At 64.1% G+C, this 19,274-nt stretch carries 30 protein-coding genes; all 30 read right to left on the bottom strand.

Annotated features, from left to right (window positions below; translation table 11 throughout):
* Positions 1-89: 89 nt before the first annotated feature.
* On the bottom strand, positions 90-1,100 hold the full coding sequence (locus Q5H89_RS08225) for a hypothetical protein (protein ID WP_305018810.1): 1,011 nt from the start codon (positions 1,098-1,100) through the stop codon (positions 90-92).
* A 67-nt stretch (positions 1,101-1,167) separates the two neighbouring features.
* Entirely contained in the window at positions 1,168-1,551 is a 384-nt protein-coding gene (locus tag Q5H89_RS08220; RefSeq protein ID WP_305018809.1) for a hypothetical protein, read from the bottom strand.
* Positions 1,524-2,555, bottom strand: coding sequence for a S49 family peptidase (locus Q5H89_RS08215; protein ID WP_305018808.1), 1,032 nt, complete (start codon positions 2,553-2,555; stop codon positions 1,524-1,526). The genes Q5H89_RS08220 and Q5H89_RS08215 overlap by 28 nt, the downstream gene beginning before the upstream one ends.
* Before the next feature lie 174 nt (positions 2,556-2,729).
* Entirely contained in the window at positions 2,730-3,212 is a 483-nt protein-coding gene (locus Q5H89_RS08210) for a hypothetical protein (RefSeq protein ID WP_305018807.1), read from the bottom strand.
* A 12-nt stretch (positions 3,213-3,224) separates the two neighbouring features.
* Positions 3,225-3,839, bottom strand: a complete 615-nt coding sequence (locus tag Q5H89_RS08205) for a hypothetical protein (protein ID WP_305018806.1) — start codon at positions 3,837-3,839, stop codon at positions 3,225-3,227.
* Positions 3,836-5,263 carry a hypothetical protein gene (locus Q5H89_RS08200; RefSeq protein ID WP_305018805.1) on the bottom strand — a complete coding sequence of 476 codons (1,428 nt, stop codon included), beginning with the start codon at positions 5,261-5,263 and terminating at the stop codon, positions 3,836-3,838. The genes Q5H89_RS08205 and Q5H89_RS08200 overlap by 4 nt, the downstream gene beginning before the upstream one ends.
* A gap of 1 nt (position 5,264) precedes the next feature.
* Positions 5,265-5,816: a hypothetical protein gene (locus Q5H89_RS08195; protein ID WP_305018804.1), complete on the bottom strand. Its 552-nt coding sequence runs from the start codon at positions 5,814-5,816 to the stop codon at positions 5,265-5,267.
* A gap of 5 nt (positions 5,817-5,821) precedes the next feature.
* Positions 5,822-6,220, bottom strand: a complete 399-nt coding sequence (locus Q5H89_RS08190; protein WP_305018803.1) for a DUF5675 family protein — start codon at positions 6,218-6,220, stop codon at positions 5,822-5,824.
* Between the two features lie 233 nt (positions 6,221-6,453).
* Positions 6,454-8,277: a hypothetical protein gene (locus Q5H89_RS08185; protein ID WP_305018802.1), complete on the bottom strand. Its 1,824-nt coding sequence runs from the start codon at positions 8,275-8,277 to the stop codon at positions 6,454-6,456.
* The gene (locus tag Q5H89_RS08180) at positions 8,258-9,988 is read right to left on the bottom strand and encodes a hypothetical protein (protein WP_305018801.1); all 1,731 of its coding nucleotides are present in this window, start codon (positions 9,986-9,988) and stop codon (positions 8,258-8,260) included. Before Q5H89_RS08180 ends, Q5H89_RS08185 begins: the two co-directional genes overlap by 20 nt.
* Before the next feature lie 5 nt (positions 9,989-9,993).
* Positions 9,994-10,467 (bottom strand): hypothetical protein, encoded by a 474-nt coding sequence (locus Q5H89_RS08175; RefSeq protein ID WP_305018800.1) that lies wholly within the window; start codon positions 10,465-10,467, stop codon positions 9,994-9,996.
* Positions 10,468-10,499: 32 nt separating this feature from the next.
* On the bottom strand, positions 10,500-11,015 hold the full coding sequence (locus Q5H89_RS08170; protein WP_305018799.1) for a hypothetical protein: 516 nt from the start codon (positions 11,013-11,015) through the stop codon (positions 10,500-10,502).
* A 52-nt stretch (positions 11,016-11,067) separates the two neighbouring features.
* A complete protein-coding gene (locus tag Q5H89_RS08165) occupies positions 11,068-11,712 on the bottom strand; it encodes a recombinase family protein (protein ID WP_305018798.1) in 645 nt (214 codons plus the stop codon).
* 102 nt (positions 11,713-11,814) lie between these two features.
* Positions 11,815-12,183, bottom strand: a complete 369-nt coding sequence (locus tag Q5H89_RS08160; RefSeq protein WP_305018797.1) for a hypothetical protein — start codon at positions 12,181-12,183, stop codon at positions 11,815-11,817.
* A 35-nt stretch (positions 12,184-12,218) separates the two neighbouring features.
* Positions 12,219-12,569, bottom strand: coding sequence for a hypothetical protein (locus Q5H89_RS08155; RefSeq protein WP_305018796.1), 351 nt, complete (start codon positions 12,567-12,569; stop codon positions 12,219-12,221).
* On the bottom strand, positions 12,562-12,930 hold the full coding sequence (locus Q5H89_RS08150; protein ID WP_305018795.1) for a hypothetical protein: 369 nt from the start codon (positions 12,928-12,930) through the stop codon (positions 12,562-12,564). The genes Q5H89_RS08155 and Q5H89_RS08150 overlap by 8 nt, the downstream gene beginning before the upstream one ends.
* Before the next feature lie 240 nt (positions 12,931-13,170).
* The gene (locus Q5H89_RS08145) at positions 13,171-14,475 is read right to left on the bottom strand and encodes a toprim domain-containing protein (RefSeq protein WP_305018794.1); all 1,305 of its coding nucleotides are present in this window, start codon (positions 14,473-14,475) and stop codon (positions 13,171-13,173) included.
* A gap of 237 nt (positions 14,476-14,712) precedes the next feature.
* Complete coding sequence (locus Q5H89_RS08140) at positions 14,713-15,273, bottom strand: hypothetical protein (RefSeq protein ID WP_305018793.1); 561 nt, start codon at positions 15,271-15,273, stop codon at positions 14,713-14,715.
* A 175-nt stretch (positions 15,274-15,448) separates the two neighbouring features.
* A complete protein-coding gene (locus Q5H89_RS08135) occupies positions 15,449-15,655 on the bottom strand; it encodes a hypothetical protein (RefSeq protein WP_305018792.1) in 207 nt (68 codons plus the stop codon).
* Entirely contained in the window at positions 15,639-15,842 is a 204-nt protein-coding gene (locus tag Q5H89_RS08130) for a hypothetical protein (protein ID WP_305018791.1), read from the bottom strand. Before Q5H89_RS08130 ends, Q5H89_RS08135 begins: the two co-directional genes overlap by 17 nt.
* Positions 15,839-16,168 (bottom strand): hypothetical protein, encoded by a 330-nt coding sequence (locus Q5H89_RS08125; protein ID WP_305018790.1) that lies wholly within the window; start codon positions 16,166-16,168, stop codon positions 15,839-15,841. The genes Q5H89_RS08130 and Q5H89_RS08125 overlap by 4 nt, the downstream gene beginning before the upstream one ends.
* Complete coding sequence (locus Q5H89_RS08120) at positions 16,161-16,559, bottom strand: hypothetical protein (RefSeq protein WP_305018789.1); 399 nt, start codon at positions 16,557-16,559, stop codon at positions 16,161-16,163. The genes Q5H89_RS08125 and Q5H89_RS08120 overlap by 8 nt, the downstream gene beginning before the upstream one ends.
* Before the next feature lie 2 nt (positions 16,560-16,561).
* Entirely contained in the window at positions 16,562-16,945 is a 384-nt protein-coding gene (locus tag Q5H89_RS08115) for a hypothetical protein (RefSeq protein WP_305018788.1), read from the bottom strand.
* A gap of 25 nt (positions 16,946-16,970) precedes the next feature.
* A complete protein-coding gene (locus Q5H89_RS08110; protein WP_305018787.1) occupies positions 16,971-17,123 on the bottom strand; it encodes a hypothetical protein in 153 nt (50 codons plus the stop codon).
* A gap of 67 nt (positions 17,124-17,190) precedes the next feature.
* Positions 17,191-17,523, bottom strand: a complete 333-nt coding sequence (locus Q5H89_RS08105; RefSeq protein WP_305018786.1) for a hypothetical protein — start codon at positions 17,521-17,523, stop codon at positions 17,191-17,193.
* Positions 17,524-17,525: 2 nt separating this feature from the next.
* A complete protein-coding gene (locus Q5H89_RS08100; RefSeq protein WP_305018785.1) occupies positions 17,526-17,786 on the bottom strand; it encodes a hypothetical protein in 261 nt (86 codons plus the stop codon).
* A gap of 29 nt (positions 17,787-17,815) precedes the next feature.
* Positions 17,816-18,220 carry a hypothetical protein gene (locus Q5H89_RS08095; RefSeq protein ID WP_305018784.1) on the bottom strand — a complete coding sequence of 135 codons (405 nt, stop codon included), beginning with the start codon at positions 18,218-18,220 and terminating at the stop codon, positions 17,816-17,818.
* 2 nt (positions 18,221-18,222) lie between these two features.
* On the bottom strand, positions 18,223-18,537 hold the full coding sequence (locus tag Q5H89_RS08090) for a hypothetical protein (protein WP_305018783.1): 315 nt from the start codon (positions 18,535-18,537) through the stop codon (positions 18,223-18,225).
* Between the two features lie 78 nt (positions 18,538-18,615).
* Positions 18,616-18,879 (bottom strand): hypothetical protein, encoded by a 264-nt coding sequence (locus Q5H89_RS08085; protein ID WP_305018782.1) that lies wholly within the window; start codon positions 18,877-18,879, stop codon positions 18,616-18,618.
* Between the two features lie 49 nt (positions 18,880-18,928).
* Entirely contained in the window at positions 18,929-19,207 is a 279-nt protein-coding gene (locus tag Q5H89_RS08080; protein ID WP_305018781.1) for a hypothetical protein, read from the bottom strand.
* Positions 19,208-19,274: the final 67 nt, after the last annotated feature.

Raw genomic sequence — 19,274 nt, 5'->3', positions numbered from 1 at the left:
AGAAAAGACTCTGGGGCAGGCGTGAGAAGCGGGGGAGTGAACTGCCAGCCAAGGCCCCGGCCGCCAGGCGGCGGCCGGGGCTAGCCAGCTTAGATGACCGGGGCAGGCTCGGCCGCTTCGGCGGCGATAAGCGACCGGCCGGCTTCGAGGGCTGCCTCGTTCACCCACACGTACTCGGCGATGGCGAAATCCGGCGCGGCCTCGAAGTCGGCCATGATGTCCACGTTGCGGCGATGCTTCTCAATTACGAACGAGTTGGGGCCACCACCCAGCGGGCCGGTCATCCACACGATGTTGTTGCGCAGCGTCGTGATGATGCCGCCGGTGTCGGCCAGGCCGGGCTCGGGCACAATCGTGATGTTGGTGCCGTCGAGCGTGGTGTGCGTGAAGCCCTGGTAGTCCTGCTTCGTGCCGTAGGTGGCGCGGTAGTCGCGGTTGTAGAACTTGGCTACGGTGGGCTCCACCAGCATCACCAAGTCCTTGTTGATGAGGTGCGAGGGCACCAGGTCGGCAATGCCTTCGAGCTGGTCGATGGCGTTGCTCTGCGTGATGGGCGCGCCGGCATAAATCTGCTTGGCGGCCAGCACACCCGACTGGCTCATCAGCGGCAACAGGCCGTTGAAGACGCGGGCAGCCTGCTTCTTATCAGCGTTGTAGACACCTTTGAACACGGCCTCCAGGTGCATCTCCTCCTTGGCGCGCTCGGCCAGCTTGTCGATGATGTACTGCTGGAAGGGCACGTCGTAGACGTTGCCGCGGGTGCTCTTGGCAATGCGGCCCAGGTAGCCCTTCCACATCGCGTTGATGGTGGTGGGCGTCAGGGTATAGTCGATTTTGCAGGCGCGCACCTGGCCGATGCGGTTCTTGAAACCTACCGTGCCCTTCGGGTCGAAGGTATCCTTGCCACCGGGCTGGAGCACCGACGAGACGAACATCTGGGTTAGCGCCAGCTGGTCGGTCACGTCAGGATACAGCTCCATGTAGGCCAGAAACGACTGGTCCGTGATGAGGATGGTGGTGAGCAGCTGCCCCGCTTCACGCAGGGTATAGCTGGCAATTTTGGCACTGAGGCCCGAGAAGTCGATTGCTTTGTCTGCCATTGCTAGGGTGCCGGCTAGTTATGCCGGAAACGTTTAGCTAAAAGTTAATAAATGAGTGAGTTGCGGCCTACTTTTCGCCCACGCGCTTTTTGGCGCTGGCAATGGCCGAGGCGGAGAGTTTCTCCCAGGGCTCGGTCGCCTCCGCGCCACCGTCGAGCGTGTTGCTGTCGTCCTCCTGGCGGCCGTCAATCGAAGCCTGGTTTTTCTTCCACTCTTCGAGGGTGGCCACCTTCTCACTGGCGGTTTTCAACTCGCCGGCTACTTTGGTTTTCTCCTCCTCAGCGGTTTTGAGGGCGGCGGCGGCCTGCTCGGCCTTGAGGTCGGCAGCGGCCTTCTGCTCGGTGAGCTGGGCGATTTTATCGTCAGCGGCTTGTAGGTGGGCCTCGGTTACGGCCTCCTTATCAGAACCTAGGCCTAAGAAGCCTAGGATGTTGGCGAACTTGTTTGCCATGCGGAATTGAAGTTTTGGGTAAAGGATGAAGCAGAATTTCCGCCCCGGCCCGACTGGGCGAGCGAGGCGGCTTTGTTGACGGCATCTTGCAGCGAGCCGATGGCATCGACCAGGCCGTATTTCTTGGCGTCCGAGCCCTTGTAGACCTTGCCGGTGAACACGTCCTCTTTGGTCGAGAGCTTCTCGCCCCGGCCCTTGGTCACGGCGGCGATGAAGGTTTCGCCAATCTGGTCGAGGTCGGCCTGCACCGAAGCGCGCACCGAGGCGTCCATTTCCTCGACCGGGTTCAGGCGGGCCTTGTCCACGGCGCGGCTGGAGCGCAGAATCTCGACCTTGACGCCCTGCTTTTCCAGGAAGGCCGACTGGTTGATGCTCATGCAGAGCACGCCCAGCGAGCCGGCATAGCCGGTCGAGGCCGAATTGATGAAGATGTGCGAGGCCTGGCTGGCAATCCAGTAGGCGGCGCTAGCCCCCAGCCCGTCGATGTAGGCCACCACGGGCTTGCCGCTCAGGGCCACAGCCTGGGCCAGCTCCTCGGTGCCATCGACCTGCCCACCGGGCGAGTCGATGTCGAGCACGATGGCGGCAATCTCAGGGTCGCGGTTGGCGGCCTGCACCTGGGCCACCAGGTCTTTGGTGCCGAGTGAGCAGTAGCCGCCGCGCTTCTGCACGGTGCCCTGAATCGGAATCACGGCCACTTTCGAGCCCGACGTGTTGGCCGAGCTGGCCCCGCCGCTGCGGCCGGCCAGCACCTGGGCAATGCCTGAGGCCAGGTTCAGGCCGTGGCCCTGGGGCGCCACCTGCACGCCGGCCAGCTCGCCGGCCTGGGTCACCCACATGGTGGGGTAGCCCTTGGCATCGACGTGCACGTAGGAGCGTGGTTTCGACTCGCTGGCGTCCAGCGCCGGCAAGCCCGCTTCGAGGCGGGCCAGGATAGCCGCCTTGGCTATCGAATAGTATTTGGCTTCCAGGGCCCAGCAGGAACCCGCGATGGCATCGTACATAAGCAAGTAGACCACCCGGCGGGGTGGTCTACAATGATTGCCTTTTTCCCAGGCCAGGCGTAGGACGGATGTAGACCTACGGCCGGAAGCCTGGCGGCATATCCCAGCACAGGTAAAGTAGGAGGCCGGCCACCAGGGCAAAGACCACCAGGCGCGCAAGCGGGGGCCGTTGCATTAGTTGAGGTCGCCGGTGAGGCCGGCCAGCTGGATGTACTGCTTGATGAACTCGTCCACTACGACCGGCTGCTGGCGCATCATGCGGCAGAACCAGAGGTTTTGCGGCAACGCCTGCACGGCTTCGTCGGCCGCCAGTTCAGCCACGGCCGCCGACCACTCGGCATCGGGCATCAGCGAGCCGTCGGCCAGGTAGCGCGAGGCCAGGATGCGGCCCGTCTCGCTCTCGACCAGGCGCAGGGGGCTGGCCAGCAGGGCCGGGGGGGTGTAGCGGCGAAACACGCCGCCGCTCAACTCGGGGCCATACGAGCCATCGGCCAGGGGCTGGTAGGGAATTACCTCGACCTCCAGCACGCAGGGGTGGGTGGTGTCGTCGGGCAGGGTCAGCAGGCGGCGCCGGGCGCGGCGCTTCACTAGGGTGCCGCCTATCACCAGGTCGGGCAAGTCTACTAGGAGCGGTTCGTGGTCGTAGGAAAGCAGCATACAGAGAAAGGGTTAGGCAATTTGGGGGAAACGGGCGCGCAGGTAGCGCTCGGTGCGCAGGTACTCGTCGGGGCGCAGGCGGCGCGGGTAAACGTAGCAGGCCAGGATGGTGCCGGGCCAGGTGTAGGCGCCGGCCTGCTCGCCGCCCAGGAAAAAGGTACTGCCCCACACCCGGGGCTGGTGCACGTCGTAGTGGGCCAGCGGCTGGGGCTGGCCCCCCACCCGAAAGGCAAACCCGCCGGCGCTGGCCCCAACCGCAATCAGCTCGGCACCAATCAGCACCGTGCGGCCCCCGTCGAGCACGGTCTTATCCTGCACGCCGGAAAAGCCGTTGGTGTAGGTGTTGGCGGCCAGCCCGGCGTTGGGGCTGTAGCTGCGGCCGACGTAGGCCACGTCAGTCTTGGTGGTGCCATCCTGCGAGAGAATGGCGCACAGCATCCGGAGGTCTTCCGTGGAGGGCGGCTTGCTGGCCACCAGCAACACCGTGGCCTCGGTGGCCGAGACCAGGCCCGGCAAGCTGTAGGTGCGTACTTGGTTCGTGGCGGCGGTTTCCACGCCCAGCAGGAAGCCAGGCGTGGGGCCGGGCAGCGGCGCGCTGCCGCGGCGGTAGGCACTGGCGGCACTCATGCGCTCACGCCTCCTTTCAGAAACCACGTGTTCACGTCCTCCTTGTGCAGGCTCACCTCGTCGCCGGCCGCCACGTAGTAGTCCGCGCCCGCCGGCACGCGCACCGTCACGCCGGCCGCCGCGCCCAGGTGCACGCTGCCGGCCCCCATGCGCCGAATAAACACGATAGTGCCAATGGCAAACGGCACGTCGGCCTGGGCGGGCACCTGCACCTCCACCCCCACGCCCGCCGCGCTGCTCACCGGCAGCACCCGGCCCGCGTCGGCCAGGGCCAGGGTGTAGTTGCCACCCGCTGCGGGCCGCAGCTCCAGCGTCGTGCGCACGGCCTCGAGCTGGGCCGTCGTCACGTCGCCGGTGGCGGCGCTAGCCCCGGCGCCGGTGCGCAACACGACGGTGTAGTCCACCCCGCTGGTAGCGACCTTGGTGCTGCGGCCCTCCGCCGTCGCGCTCAGCACGACCGTGGTGCCGGCCGTGAGCGTGAGTGTATTCGCCTTGTCCACCAAAAAGCCCCCGACGAAATGCAGCGTGCCAGCGGTCAAAGCGTGGATAGCCAAGGTGGTGCCCGCCACGCCTTTAGCGTACCAGGCGGGCGGTAGGCTGACGTAGAAGTCGGTGGTGGGCTCGGCGTAGGGGTTGAGGCGGGTCAGCGTTTTGGCGGCCAGCTGGGCTGGGTTGCCGGCCGTGTGCTGGCTCGTGATGTTCGTGCTCCAGAGCCAGTCGAGCGGCAGGTCGTCCACGCCGGCCTTGGTGGCCAGCACGGTGACTAGCTCGTTGACGGCGGCCACGAGGTCGGTTTTGGCCGTGGTGCCGAGGCTGGCCAACACCCCGATGGCGGCCGTATTGGCCGCCACCACGGCCGGGTCCGGCCCGAAGACGCGCCAATCAGTCGGGTCGAACGCCCCCACCCCGGAGGTATCTTCGCCCGCGTAGTAGCTCAGGCCCCGGTACGTAACTAAATCGTACTGGTTATAGTCGCTGCCGGGCTTGTAGGGCCCTGTGTTGCGGCCCCCAGACGGGGGCGAGGCGGGGGGCACGGCCGTACCCGCCACCACATCGACCTGTACCAGCGCCCGCACCCGGCCCGGGTAGGGGCCACTCTCCAGCGTGCCGTAGGCCTCGAAGGTGGTGGCCGTGGCCGCCTGCACGTACACCACCTGGTCGGGGTCGCCGGTGCCGTTCCAGTCGCCGGCGATATCGTAGCGCAGGCCCGGCACGAGGTCGGGGGCCGTGGCCAGCAGGTTTTGCACGAAGGCCAGCGTGTGGGCCTGGCTCAGGCTTACCTTGTCGGAGGCCACTAGCAGGGCCGACTCGACCAGATTGTGCAGAAACGCCCGCACCACGGGCGGGGTAATTAGCTCAGTCGTGTTGTTGGGAAACCGCCCGTCGATTTCGGCGTGCAGGTCCAGGCGCGTGAGTTGTGCCATTTTAGTTGAAGCCGAAGTTGAAGCCGGTGGAGAAGGCGCGGCGCACCGGGGGCATGCCGGCGGGCTGCACCAGGGTGAAGGGCGCCGGGCGGCGCGTGAGGCCGGCAAAGGCCAGCGGGTAGCCGTTGCGGTCGGTGGGCTTCTTGCCCGTTTCGAGCCCCGCCGTGAGGCGCAGCGGGTGGGTGGGCGTGCCCACGAGCTTGGTCAGGCCGTTGCCATCGGCATAGGCCACCACGAAGTAGCGCACGGCCCGCAGGCGGGCAATGGCCTCTTGCAGGTCGGGCGCGTCGCGCAGCACCAGCAGCTGAAGGCTGGGCTTGTAGAGCACGCCCTGGGCGTCGTCGCCCTCGGGCTCGTCGAAGCCGGCCGAGTCGGGCTGAAACCAGATGTCGGCGTAGTTGGCCGGGTCGCGCAGCTGCACCGGCAGCAGCAGGTTGCTGCCGGGCTCGACGGGCAGGGGCAGCACGTTGCTGGCCGGCCACACGCGCAGGGCGCGCACCCCACCCACGTTGGGGCACTCGTTGGGCGGCAGCGGCAAGAGGGGCAGCAGCATGGCGCCTAGCGGATGGTAAGCGTGATGGTGGTTGCCGGCAGCAGCTTACCCATGAGCGCCTCGAAGGCCTCGCGCGACTGGTAGATTTTCGTGTTGCTGGGCAGCTTGGCAAAGCCCACCAGCACGCAGCCCCGGGTATCCTTCGGGCCGTTGCCCGGGTGCAGCAGCACGCCCTCGAAGCCGGGCACGCGGTGCAGGCGCGGGGTGAGCATGCGGAAGGTGGGGCTGCGCTCGATGGTGACGGGGTAGGTACCGGCCGGGATGGCCGTTTCGCCGGCCACCTTGGCGCCGGGGCGCACCACGTCCTCCAGGGTGTAGCAGAAAAACGTGCCGTTGATAAATAGCTCGCCCAGGGTGCAGCCGTTGGCCGAGGGATGGCGTTTTAAGAGTAGCTCAAGGTTCATGGGGGCCAAGAAGCACTTTTACCCTGCCGGGTAATAGGCCCCTAGCTGCCCGCCCCAAACCTGGCAATTGCCAGCCCGCCCCGGCCGGCCGGCTGGCAACTCCCGGGCTTGCCAGCCGGCCCCTCCCCTACCAGCTGGGCCGAAACTGGCAAAAGCTGGGCCGGAACTGGCAAATTTATTTTTTCATTCTATATAGCCCTTTCGGGCTGGTTTCCGTACTACGTAGCCGCTTTTTAAAACAGGCGCACCAGCTCGGCCGTGGCCGGCTTGCTCAGGGGCAGCGTGGCCGAGAGCTTGCGCACCAGGTAGGGCACGCCGGCCAGGCGCAGCGGCTGGGTCAGGTCGAGCCGGGCCAGGTCGAGGGGCGTGAGCAGCAAGGGCTGCTTGTAGCTGCTGGCGCGCAGCTTCACCGGCAGCCAGTCCCTGAGCCACTGCGCATAGGTGCCGGCCGGGCCATAGAGGCGCACCGAGTAGGCCCCGCTGGCACTTTGGTGCGAAAGCTGCGGGTAGAGGCTCACCCCGTCGCTGGCCGGCTGCAAGCCGTTGTAGAACAAGAGGCGCAGCGCGGCGCTGCGGGTGCCGTTGGGTTGGCTAGCTGCGTAGGGCTCCTGCGAGAGCGCCGGCACCAGTGCCGTCACGCCGGGGTCGTCCGCCAGGCGGGTCAGTAGCTCCACGGTGTAACTCGTGGCCTGGGCCTGCTCCTGGCCGCCCCCGGCCACCGGCACCGGGGGCAGGTTTACCACTAGCGGGGCCCAGGTCAGGTTCACGCTCACGGCATCGCGGTAGCTCAGCGTGCAGGCGTACCAGGTGTCGAGCTGCGTCACGAGCCGCGCCTGCCCGGGCTGCGGGTTCTCGGTCAGGATAACGGCCGTAGCCGGCAGGTCGGCCACGGTGGCCACCGCCGGCAGCACCAGGCTCGCGGCCGGCTGCAAGCTGAGCAAGTCCTTGGTCAGCGCATCGCTCGAATCGACGGCCGTGGTCAGCGTCAGGCCGGCCGGCGCATCCACGCTTACCTCGGGCGGGCCGGCCAGCCGCGCGCTCAGGTCCACGTAGGCGGCGCTCGCGGCCACGCGCTCGACCAGGTAGGCCGTGCGCACGCGCCGGGTAGCTTGCTCCACGTACACCACGATACCGAAGTCCTGGCGCAGCGCGGCCAGCAGCTGGGCCACCGTTAGCTCGGGCACCACGTCGGCCAAGCTGAAGCGCAGGGTTTCGGCGTCGCCGCGGTCTACGAGCACGGCGTTGCTCACCAGCACCAGCTCGCCCAGCTCGCCGGGCAGCAGCTGGCCCAGGTCCACCCCGAGGCCGCTCTCCTCACAAATGGCTTGCAGCACGTAGCGCAGCTTGGGAAAGGGGCAGTACGCCGGCAAGAGGCGAAATTCCTGCACTACGACGCCGCCCGGCACCGTGAAGTTGATGTAATACGTGAAGCTGCCCCCGCCCGGCATACCCAGCACCGGCCCGCCGCGCACCAGCCAGGTGTTCACCGCCTGGCTGGGATAGTCCAGCGGGTCGATGTTCTTGGGGTCGAAGCCCGGCAGGCTCTTCACGAAGTCGCTCGGCTCCTCGTTGCGCAGCGGGGCAAACACGTAGCCGTAGTCGGCGGGGCTGGCCACTACCTCGTTGGCGTGCCGCACCAGGCCCGGGTACTGTACCCCGAGCCCGGGCAACGCCACCCAGCGCGGCACCTCGCGCAAGCCCCCGTAGGCAAAGGAAGAAAGCGGGCGCTCGCTCAGGTTCGCGCCCGAGAGGCCCGCCTGCACGCTCACGCTGTACTTGCTGGGGCTAGCCGACTTCACGCGCTGCGAGCCGGTGAGCAGGGGCAGCCCGTCCAGGGCCAGCTCGGCCGGCAGCTGCGCGCCGGGCTGGCTAGCCCCATCGGGCCGCTCGGGAAAGCCGTAGAGCGGGCCGTTGGGGGCGGCCGGAATGCCGAACGAGTACGAGAAGGCTCCTTTAATAGTATCCTCGTCGAAGAGCGGCGAGTTTAGCTCCAGCTGCACGCTGGTACCGGCCGCCAGGTGCACCGGCTTGCCGGCGCTAGTAAACTCCAGGGGCATACGCAGTGGGGGAATAAGCGTAATCGCATTCGAGTAGCAGCCCGCGCAGGCCGGGCTCATCGGAGTAAGGGGCCAGCGTGCGCTTGCCCCAGTCGAGCGGGCGCAGCTGCTCGGCCTGGGCCAGCCACACCTCGCGGCTCAGCACCAGGTCTTGCAGCCAGGCCAGCTCCTCGGGCTCCAGCCAGCCGGTGGCCAGCTTGAGCTTGCGGCTGGCCGAGAGGTCGCTCACCTGCCGGTCGGCGGCCGGCACCGGCGCGCCCGGGCGCGCCGGGCGCTCGGCCTGCTGGGTGCTGGCTTCGAGCGTGACGTCGAGCCGGCCCTCGCAGCGTAGCGTGTCGGTGGTGCCGAGCGAGTTGGTAAAGAGCAGGTAGCGCGTGCGCGGCGTTTCTTCCACGAACGTGTACCAGGCGGGCTGCGAGAGGGCGAGCCCGCCGGCCGCCTCCACCTGCACCATTACCCGCTGGTAGTCGGCGTGGGCCGGGGCGAGCGGAATGGCCAGCAGCTGGCGCAGCCAGCCCCGGGCCGGGGCAGCCGGCAAATCCTCGTATTCCACGAGCGCCGCGGTGCCGGGACCGTTGTCGTAGGTGCGGGCCACGCGCAGGACCGGCACGTCCACGGTGCTCAGCCAGAACAGCCACTCCGGCTGGACCAGGGTGACGGCCTTCACCGCTTCAGCGGCGTAGGTGCCGGGGCCGGCCGGCTGCCAGCTCAGGCAGGGCGGCAGGGCAAAGCGCAACTCGCGCAGGCGGAAGTAGTTCGTATCCTGCCACTCGGCCGGCAAGCCGCCGCGCAGGGCCGTGCGCAGCGGCCCCTGGGCGCGGGTGGCCGCGCCGGTCGCGTCGTAGGTGGCCGTGCGCACGAAGTAGTTCACCAAGTTTGTGGTGCAACGCTGGCTAACCAGCGGGCCGGCTACCGGGGGCACGAAGGGGCTGAGCAGCGGCAGCAGCAGCGTATCGAGGCGAAAGTTCACGTGACCAGCAGCGTCGGCCAGCTGGCGCAGGGTCAGCACTAGGGCGAAGTCGTCGGCCCCGTGGCTCGACTCAGCATACAGCTCCAGTTCTACCCGGGCGCCGGCGGGCGCGGTAGCCACCTGGAACCAGAGCGGTTGCTGCACGAAGTCGATGCCCTGGGACGCGCCGGCCGGCACGGTGGGCGCCACCACCACCGGGCCGGCCGGCGCGGTTACCTCCACGTCGAGGCTGGCCGTGCAGCCGGCTAGCCCATCGTCGCGCACCTGTAGCTTGTGCGAGCCCGGCAGCACGCCGGTGAATACAGGGCTGGTTTGCTCCACCCCACCATCGAGCGCGTAGTAGGCCTGGCCGTTGGAGAGGCCGGAGTACTGCGCCGTGAGCGTGGTGCGGCTGCCCACCGCTTTCTGCTGCACTGTTAGGGTGCCCAGGTCGCAACTCAGTGCCACCTGATAACCGCAGTAGTTGACGCTGTTAACCTCCGTTTCTATGCGCACATCAGTACCCCCGGCGTAGAAGTACTTGGTAGCCGTGTAGTTTACGTCGCAGTCAAACCAGAGAAAAGCGCCTACGACCAGGTGCGCATCGGGCGGCGGGGGGTCGAGCACGGCTAGGTTGCGCGAGCCGGTCCACTGCTCAATCTGCTTGGTGTCGGTATTAAAGGCCGTGCCGGTGCCGCTGGCCGTACTGCCGCCGCCCCCGTTACCAACTGTTTTCCACGTGGTATTTACCTCAATGTACATCGTGCTTAGTGCCAGCGGGTGGCGTCGTAGGTGAGCGGGGCCGGGTAGTCCGAGAGGCTGAACTCGAAGCGCCAGCCGATTTCACCGGCCACCGTGAGCGTGGCCACCGCCTCGAGCACGGTGCCGTCGAGCGAGAAGGCCACGAACTGGCGGGCCTTGTAATCCCTGCGCATCCGGCTCAGCACCTCCAGGGCAATGGCCTCGGTGCTGGCCCACTTGGCATCCTGGTCGGCGTAGTCGCTGGCGCTGGCCGAGTCGAGCACGATGAGGGCCGCGTGGCGCTGGCCCAGCGGGGCGGTGCCGTCCTTGTCGGCCAGGGCCAGCGAGGGCGTTTCCAGCCAGAGCAGCGGGTAAGTCAATTCCCGGCGCGAGCCGGCGATGATGCGGCCGCTGGGGCCGTGCACGAAGTCGCGCAGGGCCAGGTTATCGGTGGCCAGCCGGCGGAAGTAAGCCAGGAAGGCGGCGAGCGTGTTGTCCATGCGGTAAAGGAACGCGCCGCCCCTGCCCGCTTTTAGGCCGAAAGTGCGAAGTCGCTCAGCAGGTCTTCGCGGCCCTCGCCGTAGAGCATACGCTGCTGCCCGTTCTCGCGCAGCACCTTATCCTTATAGTCGCGGTAGAGTTTGCGCAGCATTTCCAGGTCGGCCTCGCTGGGGTCGATGTCGTAGTATTTACAGAAGGCCCGCAGGGCAGCCCGCTCGTTCTGGCTGGCCACCACGTGGCCCATCACGAACGATATCATTTTTTCCTGGAATAGCTTATCCAGCGTTTCCCCGATTTGCTTGGCGGCCTCGGGCGTAATAGTGTAGTGCTTGAGGGCCGTAGGCAAGGTAAGTTCGTAGACGGGGCCTTCGGGCTTCTGCTCCCGGTGCAGCTGCCGGAACGGATGCTTTTCCACCTTCATGCGCACCAGGCGCCCTAAAAACGTATTCTGGTGCAGCGGGTGCGGCTGCTGCATCCCAAACCATAGTAACAAGTATTGCCGCACGTGCGGACGCACCGGAATAGCGAAAGTAGGCTGTTTGCTCACAAAGAAGGGGTAAGATTTCCTCATCAAAGGTTCAGCTAAGCAACGTTAGAAATTAGGACGAAAGTGCGGCCTTGACCTTGCCCACCGTATTTGTCGAGCACCCGGCCAGCCCAGCAATTTCGCGCACAGTCAGTGCGCTCTCCAAATATTTAACCACTTTCGGGTATTTGGCTAACAGCTTCTTTGAATCTTGCACTGTGCCGGTGGGCCGGCCCTTCTGCTTGCCCTCGGCAAAGGCCTTCTCCTGGCCACTCTTGATGCGGTGGCCCAGGCGCTCGGTTTCCATCTCGTCCACTTCCATCAGCACCGTCATCACCAGGCGGGCAATGGGGTTGGGCTTGCCGTCGGGCAGCAAGGAGCCTAGCTGAATGTTGAGGGCAAACACCGACACCTTCAGGTCGGCCAGCTCCTCGACCACCTGGCGCACCTCGCGGGCGCGGCGGCCCAGCCGGCTTAACTCGGTCACGAGCACCATGCGCACCTGGCCACTGCGGGCCAGGGCCAGCAGCTCGTCGAGGTCGGGGCGTTTGGCCCGGCTGCGGCGCGAGCCCGAGAGCTTCTCGGCAATCGTGGTTACCACCTGGTAGCCGGCGCGCTCGGCGTGGCGCTGCAAGTCGCGCAGCTGCCGGCCGAAGTCCTGGGCCTCGGAGCTGACGCGGGCGAAGAGCACGACGGGAACGGGGGCGTCTTGTGTCATAATAAGCAGGTGGTTTTCGGGCGACAGTTTTGAGAAAAGAAAAACGGCCCGGACGGGGCCGTTTTCGGGATGTTTTTGCGGAATACTTTTTTTGAGACAAAATCAGCCGAAAGAGCCGTATCGCCGAATGACAGCGGCCCATACCGATAAAACCAAAGTGTAGTGTGACTCCTCGAACTCCTCTTTCGTGAGCTGGTCGGCTTGGCGGGCCAACATCAGGTGGCCGGCGTCGCGAGCATGCTGGGTCGTGAAGCACTCCAGCGCCTGCAGCATCTCCACGTGACCAGGCATCATCATGGTCAAACGTAGGTTTTTCCAATCCCACCCATCGGCAGCTGTTAGCCAGGTGTCGAGGGTCAGCGCCGTGGCCGGCCCGGTCTGTCGGCCAAAACCGATGAGCGCAGTATCGTTGGCGGCGCGCACCAGGTACTGGCGGCCTCGGTCTTCAATGATTCTACAAAAGCGAAACATGGTCTAGGCTCATTAATAGTAAAAACTAATTATTTCTACCAGCCAAAGACGTCGCTAGTAACAGCGAGCGCCTCTTCGAGCCCCTGGCAGGTGTGTACTCTGGATTGGGCAGGCGCCCGAAACCCAATCAATGCCTCATTCAGCATGTGAACGGCATTTGCATCGGTGTCTTGGGCATCACGGGCCACTTTGAAGTATTCGCCCAGGTCTAGCTCGTTACCGAAGAACCAATGGAAGCCGGGGCCGGTGATGTAGTACACATCTGCGGCTCGGACTATCTGAGTGATAATCGAAACCGGGTTGCTAGGATTTCTTAGTACCATGTGCTGACCGGGGGCTAGTTCTGTGAGCAGTTGCGGGCCGGTTTTTCCAGTTGAATTAGGCATAATTAAAAGGCAGGGTAAAATCAATGAATCGTTCGAGGCGCAGGCTAGCCTGCTGAATTTCGCCCCACGCCAGGCCGGCCGCCGGCGCGCTGGGTAGGATGAGCATGAGCCCGGCTACCTCGTCGTAGCGCAGGGTGTACTTGCGCGGCTTCTTTGGCAGCGGGCCCACGTGGTGCTGTTCCTGGCGGGCCCGGGCTACTAGCCGGCTACGCACCCGGGTGAGCGGGCCGAAGCTGAGCACCATGGCCACCGTCGGCCGGCCCTCCAGCTGCTGGCACAGCACCCACTCGATAGCGTAGGCCAGCTGCTCGGCTTCGCCCCACCGCACCTCGATACACTGGTCGAGCTGCGGGAGTCTCATGCCACCAGTTTTTCGCCGCAGTGCGGGCAGTAAGAATGCACAAATGGCACCCGGTACACCTTTGAGTTACCGAGTAAACCATCCTTTTTTACAGGGTGCCCTCGCATCTCATACTCATCGTACCCAACGGCTATTAGCTTATTCTCAGTCTTTAAGGCACTCTGGTTTACTAGTGACACGAGGGTACCTAATTTGACCTTATCGCCGTGTTTCTGCTTGAGGAAAATGGCAGCGGCGTCTTTATTCTTCTGGTTGCATGTGCACATGGCTAATTGATTTAGGGGTTTGTGGTACTGGCTGGTGCAAGCCAGCCCATTCAAGAATTTTATAGTCGCGGCCGCTGGTGCGCTCGCAGAGGCGGTAGTAGCTCATTTGGTAGCCTAGCCGATTGCGCAGCACTAGTAGATATTCGAGGCCGGTGGCGTCATTCGTCCAGGAGTAGAAGGAGCATTTGCGCTTTTTGCCATCGGCAGCCGGCGTGCCGGGGGCGCGCTCGTTGAACTCGACGTAGAGCCAGTACCGCGCTGTTTGGCTGAGCTTGCTGGGCTCGGCTCGCCGGGGCGGCAGGGGCTTAGTCGGCGGGGTCTTGGTCAGGAAATCGTTGAAATCCTTGTAGCCGCGGTACAGCTCGTTGTAGGCCTTCACCCGCGACGGCGTGAGCGATTGGCGCAGCAGCCACAGGGCGCGCTCGCCGGCCAGATCGTTATCGCCGAACCAGTGCACGAGCCGGGCTTCCATGAGCGTAGGCAGGGCCTCGGTGAGCATGCCCACCGAATTGAGGATAAGTACTGTTTCCTCGAAATAGGTCTGATTATAGTAGGTCAGGGCGCTGAGGTAATCCATAAAGCCTTCAAACACGCGCACTTCGTCGCGCTTCTGGCCCAGCAGCCAGGTGAGGCCCTTGCCGCCGATGGTGCCCTGGAACCCTTTGCTGCGCACCTCCCAGCCGGCCGACGTTTTCCAGCCTAGCCCGAAGTAGGGCTGCTGGCGGGGCTTGCCGGCGATGTGGTAGAAAATCTGCTGCAAGTGGGCCTGCGTGCGGTTGCTGCGCTGCACCAGGGGCCAGTTGATGCCCCGGCTAGTCAGGTACTCGACAAGCCGCTTCATGGCCAGGGGCTCCAGGCGCACGTCGGTGAAGGTGACCTTGCCGGTTACGAACGTCTCGCCGGTTGGCGCGGCCGGCAGCGCCAGCTCAGCCGGGGTAGCCAGGTCGGCGGCCCAGGCCCGGAGCACCAGGCGCGCGCGGCCGGTATCGAAGCCGGTGAGGCGCATAATTAGCTCCAGCACATCGCCGCCGTCGGCTTTCTTGCCGGGTTTGGGCGTGCCGCCGAAGTCGCTCCAGACGTTTTTGGGCTCGCACACTACGAACGAAGGCGTTCTCTCGTCGGGCCGGAAAGGCGAGGTGTAGTAGTAATTGCCACCAGCTGCTGGCGGGCCGGCCGGCACGTGGCCGAGCTTGGCCATGATGCTGCGCAGGGGAATGCGCTTATCGGCCGCCTGGGCGGCTTTGGGGCTCAGGCCCGGCGCGTGAGAAGTGAGCTGCATGGGGGAGATTTTAAAAAATTTAGCAAAAGCGGCCCCTACCCACGCGCTGAGGGGCGGTGGTGCGGGTGCCTGCGGCCCGCTCAGCGCGGCCCGCCCCTTCTTTTTTTTTCAGCCAGCCTGACTTATCGACAAGTGGGGGGTGGATAAGTCGGTCGAAAAACAACCGTTCCTATCATTCATAATATTTATGAGGGGTCCCAAACTATAAAGCCAGGGAAAATGCCCGCATTGAGTTTTTTAAGAGGTTTTCCACATAGTCCCTTTCAAATTTTGGGCGGTGGCCAGCAGCCCAGCTAGGCCCTGAGCGGGGCTCTCAGCCGCCGGGGCGGGGGCGGGGGCATAACTGGGCGCGAGGGCCGCAGCAGCAGTGTTAGGGGCCGCGTCGAACACAAAAAGGGCGGGTTCCAGCAGCAGCTGAAGCCCGCCTTTTACTTGCACCTTGCCGCGCAGAAAGCCGTACTCGATTAGGGCCATAATGTGGCGGTAGCCCGTTTTCGGGTCGCGGTTGTTGCCGGCCTTGGCGATGGAGGTGCGCGTGGTGAAGATGGCCAGGTTGATGGCCGTACTAGCCTTTTTCCACTCGGCCATCATGATGCGCACGATTTCCTTGAGCGTGTGGGCCAGGTTGCCGCGCAGTTGGGGCAGCTTCACCGTTTTCTGGGGCGCTAGCGCGTCCACGAGGTGCGCCGGGGTGGGCGCGGGCTGGATGGGGCGCGGGTCGCGCAACAAACTCAGCAGCTTCGCCCACGTTTTGTCATAATTGAGGCGAAGCTTGGGAATGAAGGCTGGACGGTACATGATGTTTAGTACTTAAACAAGATTAATTATAAATGAAGAAGCCCAAATATGGGCAGCTGTTCCCCGGCCGGCCGCGAAGCCGGCTGAACGCGCCTGAACTCCCACCCAGGGCGCGCCCATCTACCCACGAGACAGGGAAGCCGGGAGGCGTCAGCGACGCTTCACCGGCTAGGTATTAGGAATTGAGCGGCGGCTGCCGAGTGGCCTGACGCAGCAGCAGGCCCAGCAGCCAGAACACGAGAATCATGAGCCACGGCCCCCAAAACAGGCACGTGGCTACTAGCCAGCTTGTGCCGACCAGCGCCACACCAGTGACCTTAAATGCTGGCAATACCAGTTGCAGCAGTACCAGGGAAACTAGCAGCTTAATAGACTTTTTCATTAGTAATACCCTGAATGCGAATGGTTAATACCTCTTTTGTACTTTCTAGGCCCTCGATAACGCGCTTGGTGTGAGCAGCCAGCTCAGAATCGTCCAGCAGTTCGTAGCAGGCCAGGCGGTTGCGGGTGAGCCGCAGGTTGTTTTCAATCTCCACCAAGTCGCGCTGGAGGCGGGGCAGATTCGTCACGACCTTTTTGGCGCGGCACACACCACGCAAGGGCCAGCGACGTAGTTGATTTGGCTGATGCCTGGCACCAGCGCCTCCCACAGCTCATTGGCGGCCTCGTTGCGCGCCCGCTCGTTGGCTTGGCCCTGCGCATCGATAACGAAGACTAGGCCAGTACCCGCTAGGTAGACCAGGTCCAGGTCCTGGCAGCCGAGCTTTTCCAGTATCTCCATCCGAGTAAACTTCTTGCCGGCAGCTGGCCGAATGGCCTCGCTGCGGCCGTCGGCCAGTAGGCGCGGCTGCATCTTCAGCGCCTCGATTTTAGTTTTTCTGGCTTGTTTATCCATAGACCTGCCGCTTACGCCGCGTTAGAAAACGGTTGAGTAGAAGTTGATTACGCCGCACTTCCATTAGTTCCGGATGCTGCCGGTATGCAGCAGCCAAGGCAGCCTTCTCCTCCGGCGGCAGGGTGCTGCGCGTGCCTACCAACATGGCGGCCACGTAGCGGTCGGAGAGGTCGCGGGTGCCGCAGCGGCCGGGCGGGGCACGGAAGTCGCTGAAGCCCGCGATGGCTTCGGCCTTGGTGGTTGCGTGGCTGCGGTAGCGGCGGATGCGCTCGCCGTTGACATAGATTTCCACGCGCCAGCAATCGTGAAAGCGCTGGCGGCCGCGGCTCCAGCCTTTGCTGCCCCGGTCACGGTAGGCGGTAACGGTAGTAATATGGCGGAAATTTGGCATGGCTATCGGTGTTGCGCCTGTACCAGGAGCCGGGCCGCCTCTACTTGCACTTTGGCTCCGTTAATAATTGCCTGAGCCGTATCGGCCATCGCCCGGGCCTGGGGCGCATAGCCAGGGTCATCCCGCACCTTGCGCATAGATTCCAGCAGCAGCTGATTCACGTCATGCAGCATTGTCGTGGGCCTAGTCACATCGGGGGTAGCACTCGGCAGGGCCACTCCAGTCAGGCGCTGCACTTGCCCCTCCCAGGCCACCAGCACGGCCGCCAACTGTTTGCATGGGATATGCCACTGGCCACCATCGTGCTCGATAACCGTATCGTGGGCACCTATCTCCCAGCCAATTAGTAGCTGTTCGGCGTTCTGGTAGTTAACGGTGTGGCCCATGAGGTCCTTTAGCCGGGTTTGAACACTATTCATCCTTTGCACCCTCCTTCCCGAACTTCTCCTCGTGCCAATCGATAAAGATTTTTAGCAAGCCGATAGCTAAACCCAGGCCCACCGGCTGCGAGTGGCCCATTTCCTGGCCGCACACCTGGCAGCGCCAGCGCTGCTCTTGCGCCATTGGTGCCGTGGCAGGCGGCGCGGATTTCACTGGCCCCTGCCCAGACACGGCCCCTATCCAGAATGCATCAGCCATCGACTTGCCCCCCTTCCTGCGCCGTCAGCAGTTGCGTAACTTCCAGAAGCCGCTTTTCCAACGCGGCCTTGTCGAGCCTGAGGTTGGTTTCCAGCACCACGTCGGGCTGCCAGGTACCGTTGGCGAGCAAGGCCAGGCCCCAATTAGTGAAGGCCAGGCTCGTAAGCAATTCGGACTGCTCGATGCGCAATGGGCCCAGGCGCAGCGGCTGGGCGGGCGGCAGGTCGGCCAGCGGCAGCAGCCGCACTTGTCGGCCCGGGCGAGTCAGCGACAGGGCCAAGTTGGCCAGGTGGCCGTTAGTGGGTTGGGAGGTGTAGAACTGCATAGCTAGGCGGCGATAGCTAGCTGTTGCTTTCCCTCGGACTCCCCTTCGGCAATCACCTCTTCCAGGCGCAGCTGGAATACTTTGCGCAGCGTGAGCAGGTGGTTTAGGTCATCCAGGGTTTCTTCGTCTTTGCGGTGTTCTGCACTCTCCGCAAGGAAGGCAACCGTGCCATCGAGTTCCTTTTGGAACATACGAAGCGCGTACTCTAGGGTGGGACGGTCGAGCTGCATGAGCTGGGTAATGGTGATGAGGTGATAGGACATGGGGGTGTGAGAAGTTGGGGGTGAATTGATTAGGCAACTTTGAGCGCTTCTTCGGAATCGAGGGACGCCCGTTTTTTAGAATGCTTCTTGGCCGCTGGACCCTGCTTGACCGGCATGGCGCCGGCGGTGAGGCTGGGCGTGAGCACGCCGATTTTCAGCCCGAAGGCTTCGGCTTCGCTCAGCTTGAAGCGCAGCTGCCCATTGCGGTACTCGTAAGCCTTCAGGTAGACTTTATGGCCAGTGGCATCGAAGCGGCCGTTTACCACCCAATCGCGCACCGTGCGGTGGTCGAACTTGGTGTGGTTAGCCACCTGCTCGATAGTCACCAGCTCCTCAATGGCCGGCGCGGCCGGCTTAGCCAAGGCAGCGAGTACCAGGTCAAACTTGGCCGAGAGGGTGGCGATATCTTCGCGGGTGGCAATGTCAAGCAGCATAACTAGGCAGCTTTGAGCAGCCGGAACTCGCGGCGGCAGTCGGTGAGGTCGATTTCCTTGATGCCGGCCGGCAGCTCATCCACAAGCCAGGCCTCCTCGTGGGTGCGGCCCTCTTCCTGGGCCGAGCGCAGATGCAGCGGCGTGGTGCCGCTCACGTACACGGTGAGGTGCCCGGCCTGGTAGGTGTAGCCAAGAATGGGCTCGGGCTGGGGCACCAGCACCAGGGCCGCGCCGGGCGCGAAGGCCGATACCCGCACCCGCTTGCCGGTGCTGGCATCGGTGAGGGAAACAGGAGGGAAAGAGAGGTGTGTAGGCATTGGCTGTGAGAAGAAAAGGGGGTGAAAGAGAGCAGGATAAATAGAAGCGGAAGGCAGTAACAGAGTAGTGTAGTAGTCTTAGGCGACCTGGTTGCGGCCCACAGATTGGGTCACACGCAAGCCGTTTAGCGTATGGCGGCGCTTGCGCTCGATGGCGATTACGACTGGCGTTTCTTCGCGGAAATGCGGGTGCGTGGCGTCAATTTCCTGGGCGCGGCGCTCCAGCTCGGGCAGGGGCACGAGCATGACCAGGGCGGCCGGCAGCAACGTGGTGGTGAGTTGGTGAAAATCTCGAATGCAGGGCTTGCCGAGCGGCTGCACAGGGTCGGTGTTAATGTGCATGGTGTGAGAAGTGAGAGAGGGTGAACTGAAAGGTTTTATAAGCCTGGGGCTACTGAAATAGGGGCGCGCTGACGCTAGCCGGCACAATAGATGCCGGCAGCAATTCTTCGGGGATTTGGTAGTCGGGCAGAATCACGTGCACCAGGTCGATGAGCCAGCCCAGATTCACGTTGCGGCCGAAACGCACCGCAGCCAACTGACTTGAGGTAGCCTCATGGCCAGCGCGCACCATCGAGTCGATGGCTTTGGTATTCGCCGTCAGGTCTTCGCACACCAGCGCCATGAGCGCGTGGTACTTCTGCTTGTCAGTAGTCAGCGGTGCATGCATAGCGTGATTGACATAGTTCAACCGCCACGCGCTTTCTTGCGAGTGCGTTGCCCTGTCTTGTCACAAA

The sequence above is a fragment of the Hymenobacter cheonanensis genome (genome assembly GCF_030581075.1).
GTDB lineage: Bacteria > Bacteroidota > Bacteroidia > Cytophagales > Hymenobacteraceae > Hymenobacter.
Note: the sequence above shows the minus strand (reverse complement) of the source record. Positions and strands in the feature narration are given on the sequence as shown.

What these genes read in the sequence shown, in the direction of transcription:
- Q5H89_RS08225 (WP_305018810.1), bottom strand. Translation starts at nt 1,100, where the DNA reads ATGGCAGACAAAGCAATCGACTTCTCGGGCCTCAGTGCCAAAATTGCC.
- Q5H89_RS08220 (WP_305018809.1), bottom strand. Translation starts at nt 1,551, where the DNA reads ATGGCAAACAAGTTCGCCAACATCCTAGGCTTCTTAGGCCTAGGTTCT.
- Q5H89_RS08215 (WP_305018808.1), bottom strand. Translation starts at nt 2,555, where the DNA reads ATGTACGATGCCATCGCGGGTTCCTGCTGGGCCCTGGAAGCCAAATAC.
- Q5H89_RS08210 (WP_305018807.1), bottom strand. Translation starts at nt 3,212, where the DNA reads ATGCTGCTTTCCTACGACCACGAACCGCTCCTAGTAGACTTGCCCGAC.
- Q5H89_RS08205 (WP_305018806.1), bottom strand. Translation starts at nt 3,839, where the DNA reads ATGAGTGCCGCCAGTGCCTACCGCCGCGGCAGCGCGCCGCTGCCCGGC.
- Q5H89_RS08200 (WP_305018805.1), bottom strand. Translation starts at nt 5,263, where the DNA reads ATGGCACAACTCACGCGCCTGGACCTGCACGCCGAAATCGACGGGCGG.
- Q5H89_RS08195 (WP_305018804.1), bottom strand. Translation starts at nt 5,816, where the DNA reads ATGCTGCTGCCCCTCTTGCCGCTGCCGCCCAACGAGTGCCCCAACGTG.
- Q5H89_RS08190 (WP_305018803.1), bottom strand. Translation starts at nt 6,220, where the DNA reads ATGAACCTTGAGCTACTCTTAAAACGCCATCCCTCGGCCAACGGCTGC.
- Q5H89_RS08185 (WP_305018802.1), bottom strand. Translation starts at nt 8,277, where the DNA reads ATGCCCCTGGAGTTTACTAGCGCCGGCAAGCCGGTGCACCTGGCGGCC.
- Q5H89_RS08180 (WP_305018801.1), bottom strand. Translation starts at nt 9,988, where the DNA reads ATGTACATTGAGGTAAATACCACGTGGAAAACAGTTGGTAACGGGGGC.
- Q5H89_RS08175 (WP_305018800.1), bottom strand. Translation starts at nt 10,467, where the DNA reads ATGGACAACACGCTCGCCGCCTTCCTGGCTTACTTCCGCCGGCTGGCC.
- Q5H89_RS08165 (WP_305018798.1), bottom strand. Translation starts at nt 11,712, where the DNA reads ATGACACAAGACGCCCCCGTTCCCGTCGTGCTCTTCGCCCGCGTCAGC.
- Q5H89_RS08160 (WP_305018797.1), bottom strand. Translation starts at nt 12,183, where the DNA reads ATGTTTCGCTTTTGTAGAATCATTGAAGACCGAGGCCGCCAGTACCTG.
- Q5H89_RS08155 (WP_305018796.1), bottom strand. Translation starts at nt 12,569, where the DNA reads ATGCCTAATTCAACTGGAAAAACCGGCCCGCAACTGCTCACAGAACTA.
- Q5H89_RS08150 (WP_305018795.1), bottom strand. Translation starts at nt 12,930, where the DNA reads ATGAGACTCCCGCAGCTCGACCAGTGTATCGAGGTGCGGTGGGGCGAA.
- Q5H89_RS08145 (WP_305018794.1), bottom strand. Translation starts at nt 14,475, where the DNA reads ATGCAGCTCACTTCTCACGCGCCGGGCCTGAGCCCCAAAGCCGCCCAG.
- Q5H89_RS08140 (WP_305018793.1), bottom strand. Translation starts at nt 15,273, where the DNA reads ATGTACCGTCCAGCCTTCATTCCCAAGCTTCGCCTCAATTATGACAAA.
- Q5H89_RS08135 (WP_305018792.1), bottom strand. Translation starts at nt 15,655, where the DNA reads ATGAAAAAGTCTATTAAGCTGCTAGTTTCCCTGGTACTGCTGCAACTG.
- Q5H89_RS08125 (WP_305018790.1), bottom strand. Translation starts at nt 16,168, where the DNA reads ATGGATAAACAAGCCAGAAAAACTAAAATCGAGGCGCTGAAGATGCAG.
- Q5H89_RS08120 (WP_305018789.1), bottom strand. Translation starts at nt 16,559, where the DNA reads ATGCCAAATTTCCGCCATATTACTACCGTTACCGCCTACCGTGACCGG.
- Q5H89_RS08115 (WP_305018788.1), bottom strand. Translation starts at nt 16,945, where the DNA reads ATGGGCCACACCGTTAACTACCAGAACGCCGAACAGCTACTAATTGGC.
- Q5H89_RS08110 (WP_305018787.1), bottom strand. Translation starts at nt 17,123, where the DNA reads ATGGCGCAAGAGCAGCGCTGGCGCTGCCAGGTGTGCGGCCAGGAAATG.
- Q5H89_RS08105 (WP_305018786.1), bottom strand. Translation starts at nt 17,523, where the DNA reads ATGCAGTTCTACACCTCCCAACCCACTAACGGCCACCTGGCCAACTTG.
- Q5H89_RS08100 (WP_305018785.1), bottom strand. Translation starts at nt 17,786, where the DNA reads ATGTCCTATCACCTCATCACCATTACCCAGCTCATGCAGCTCGACCGT.
- Q5H89_RS08095 (WP_305018784.1), bottom strand. Translation starts at nt 18,220, where the DNA reads ATGCTGCTTGACATTGCCACCCGCGAAGATATCGCCACCCTCTCGGCC.
- Q5H89_RS08090 (WP_305018783.1), bottom strand. Translation starts at nt 18,537, where the DNA reads ATGCCTACACACCTCTCTTTCCCTCCTGTTTCCCTCACCGATGCCAGC.
- Q5H89_RS08085 (WP_305018782.1), bottom strand. Translation starts at nt 18,879, where the DNA reads ATGCACATTAACACCGACCCTGTGCAGCCGCTCGGCAAGCCCTGCATT.
- Q5H89_RS08080 (WP_305018781.1), bottom strand. Translation starts at nt 19,207, where the DNA reads ATGCATGCACCGCTGACTACTGACAAGCAGAAGTACCACGCGCTCATG.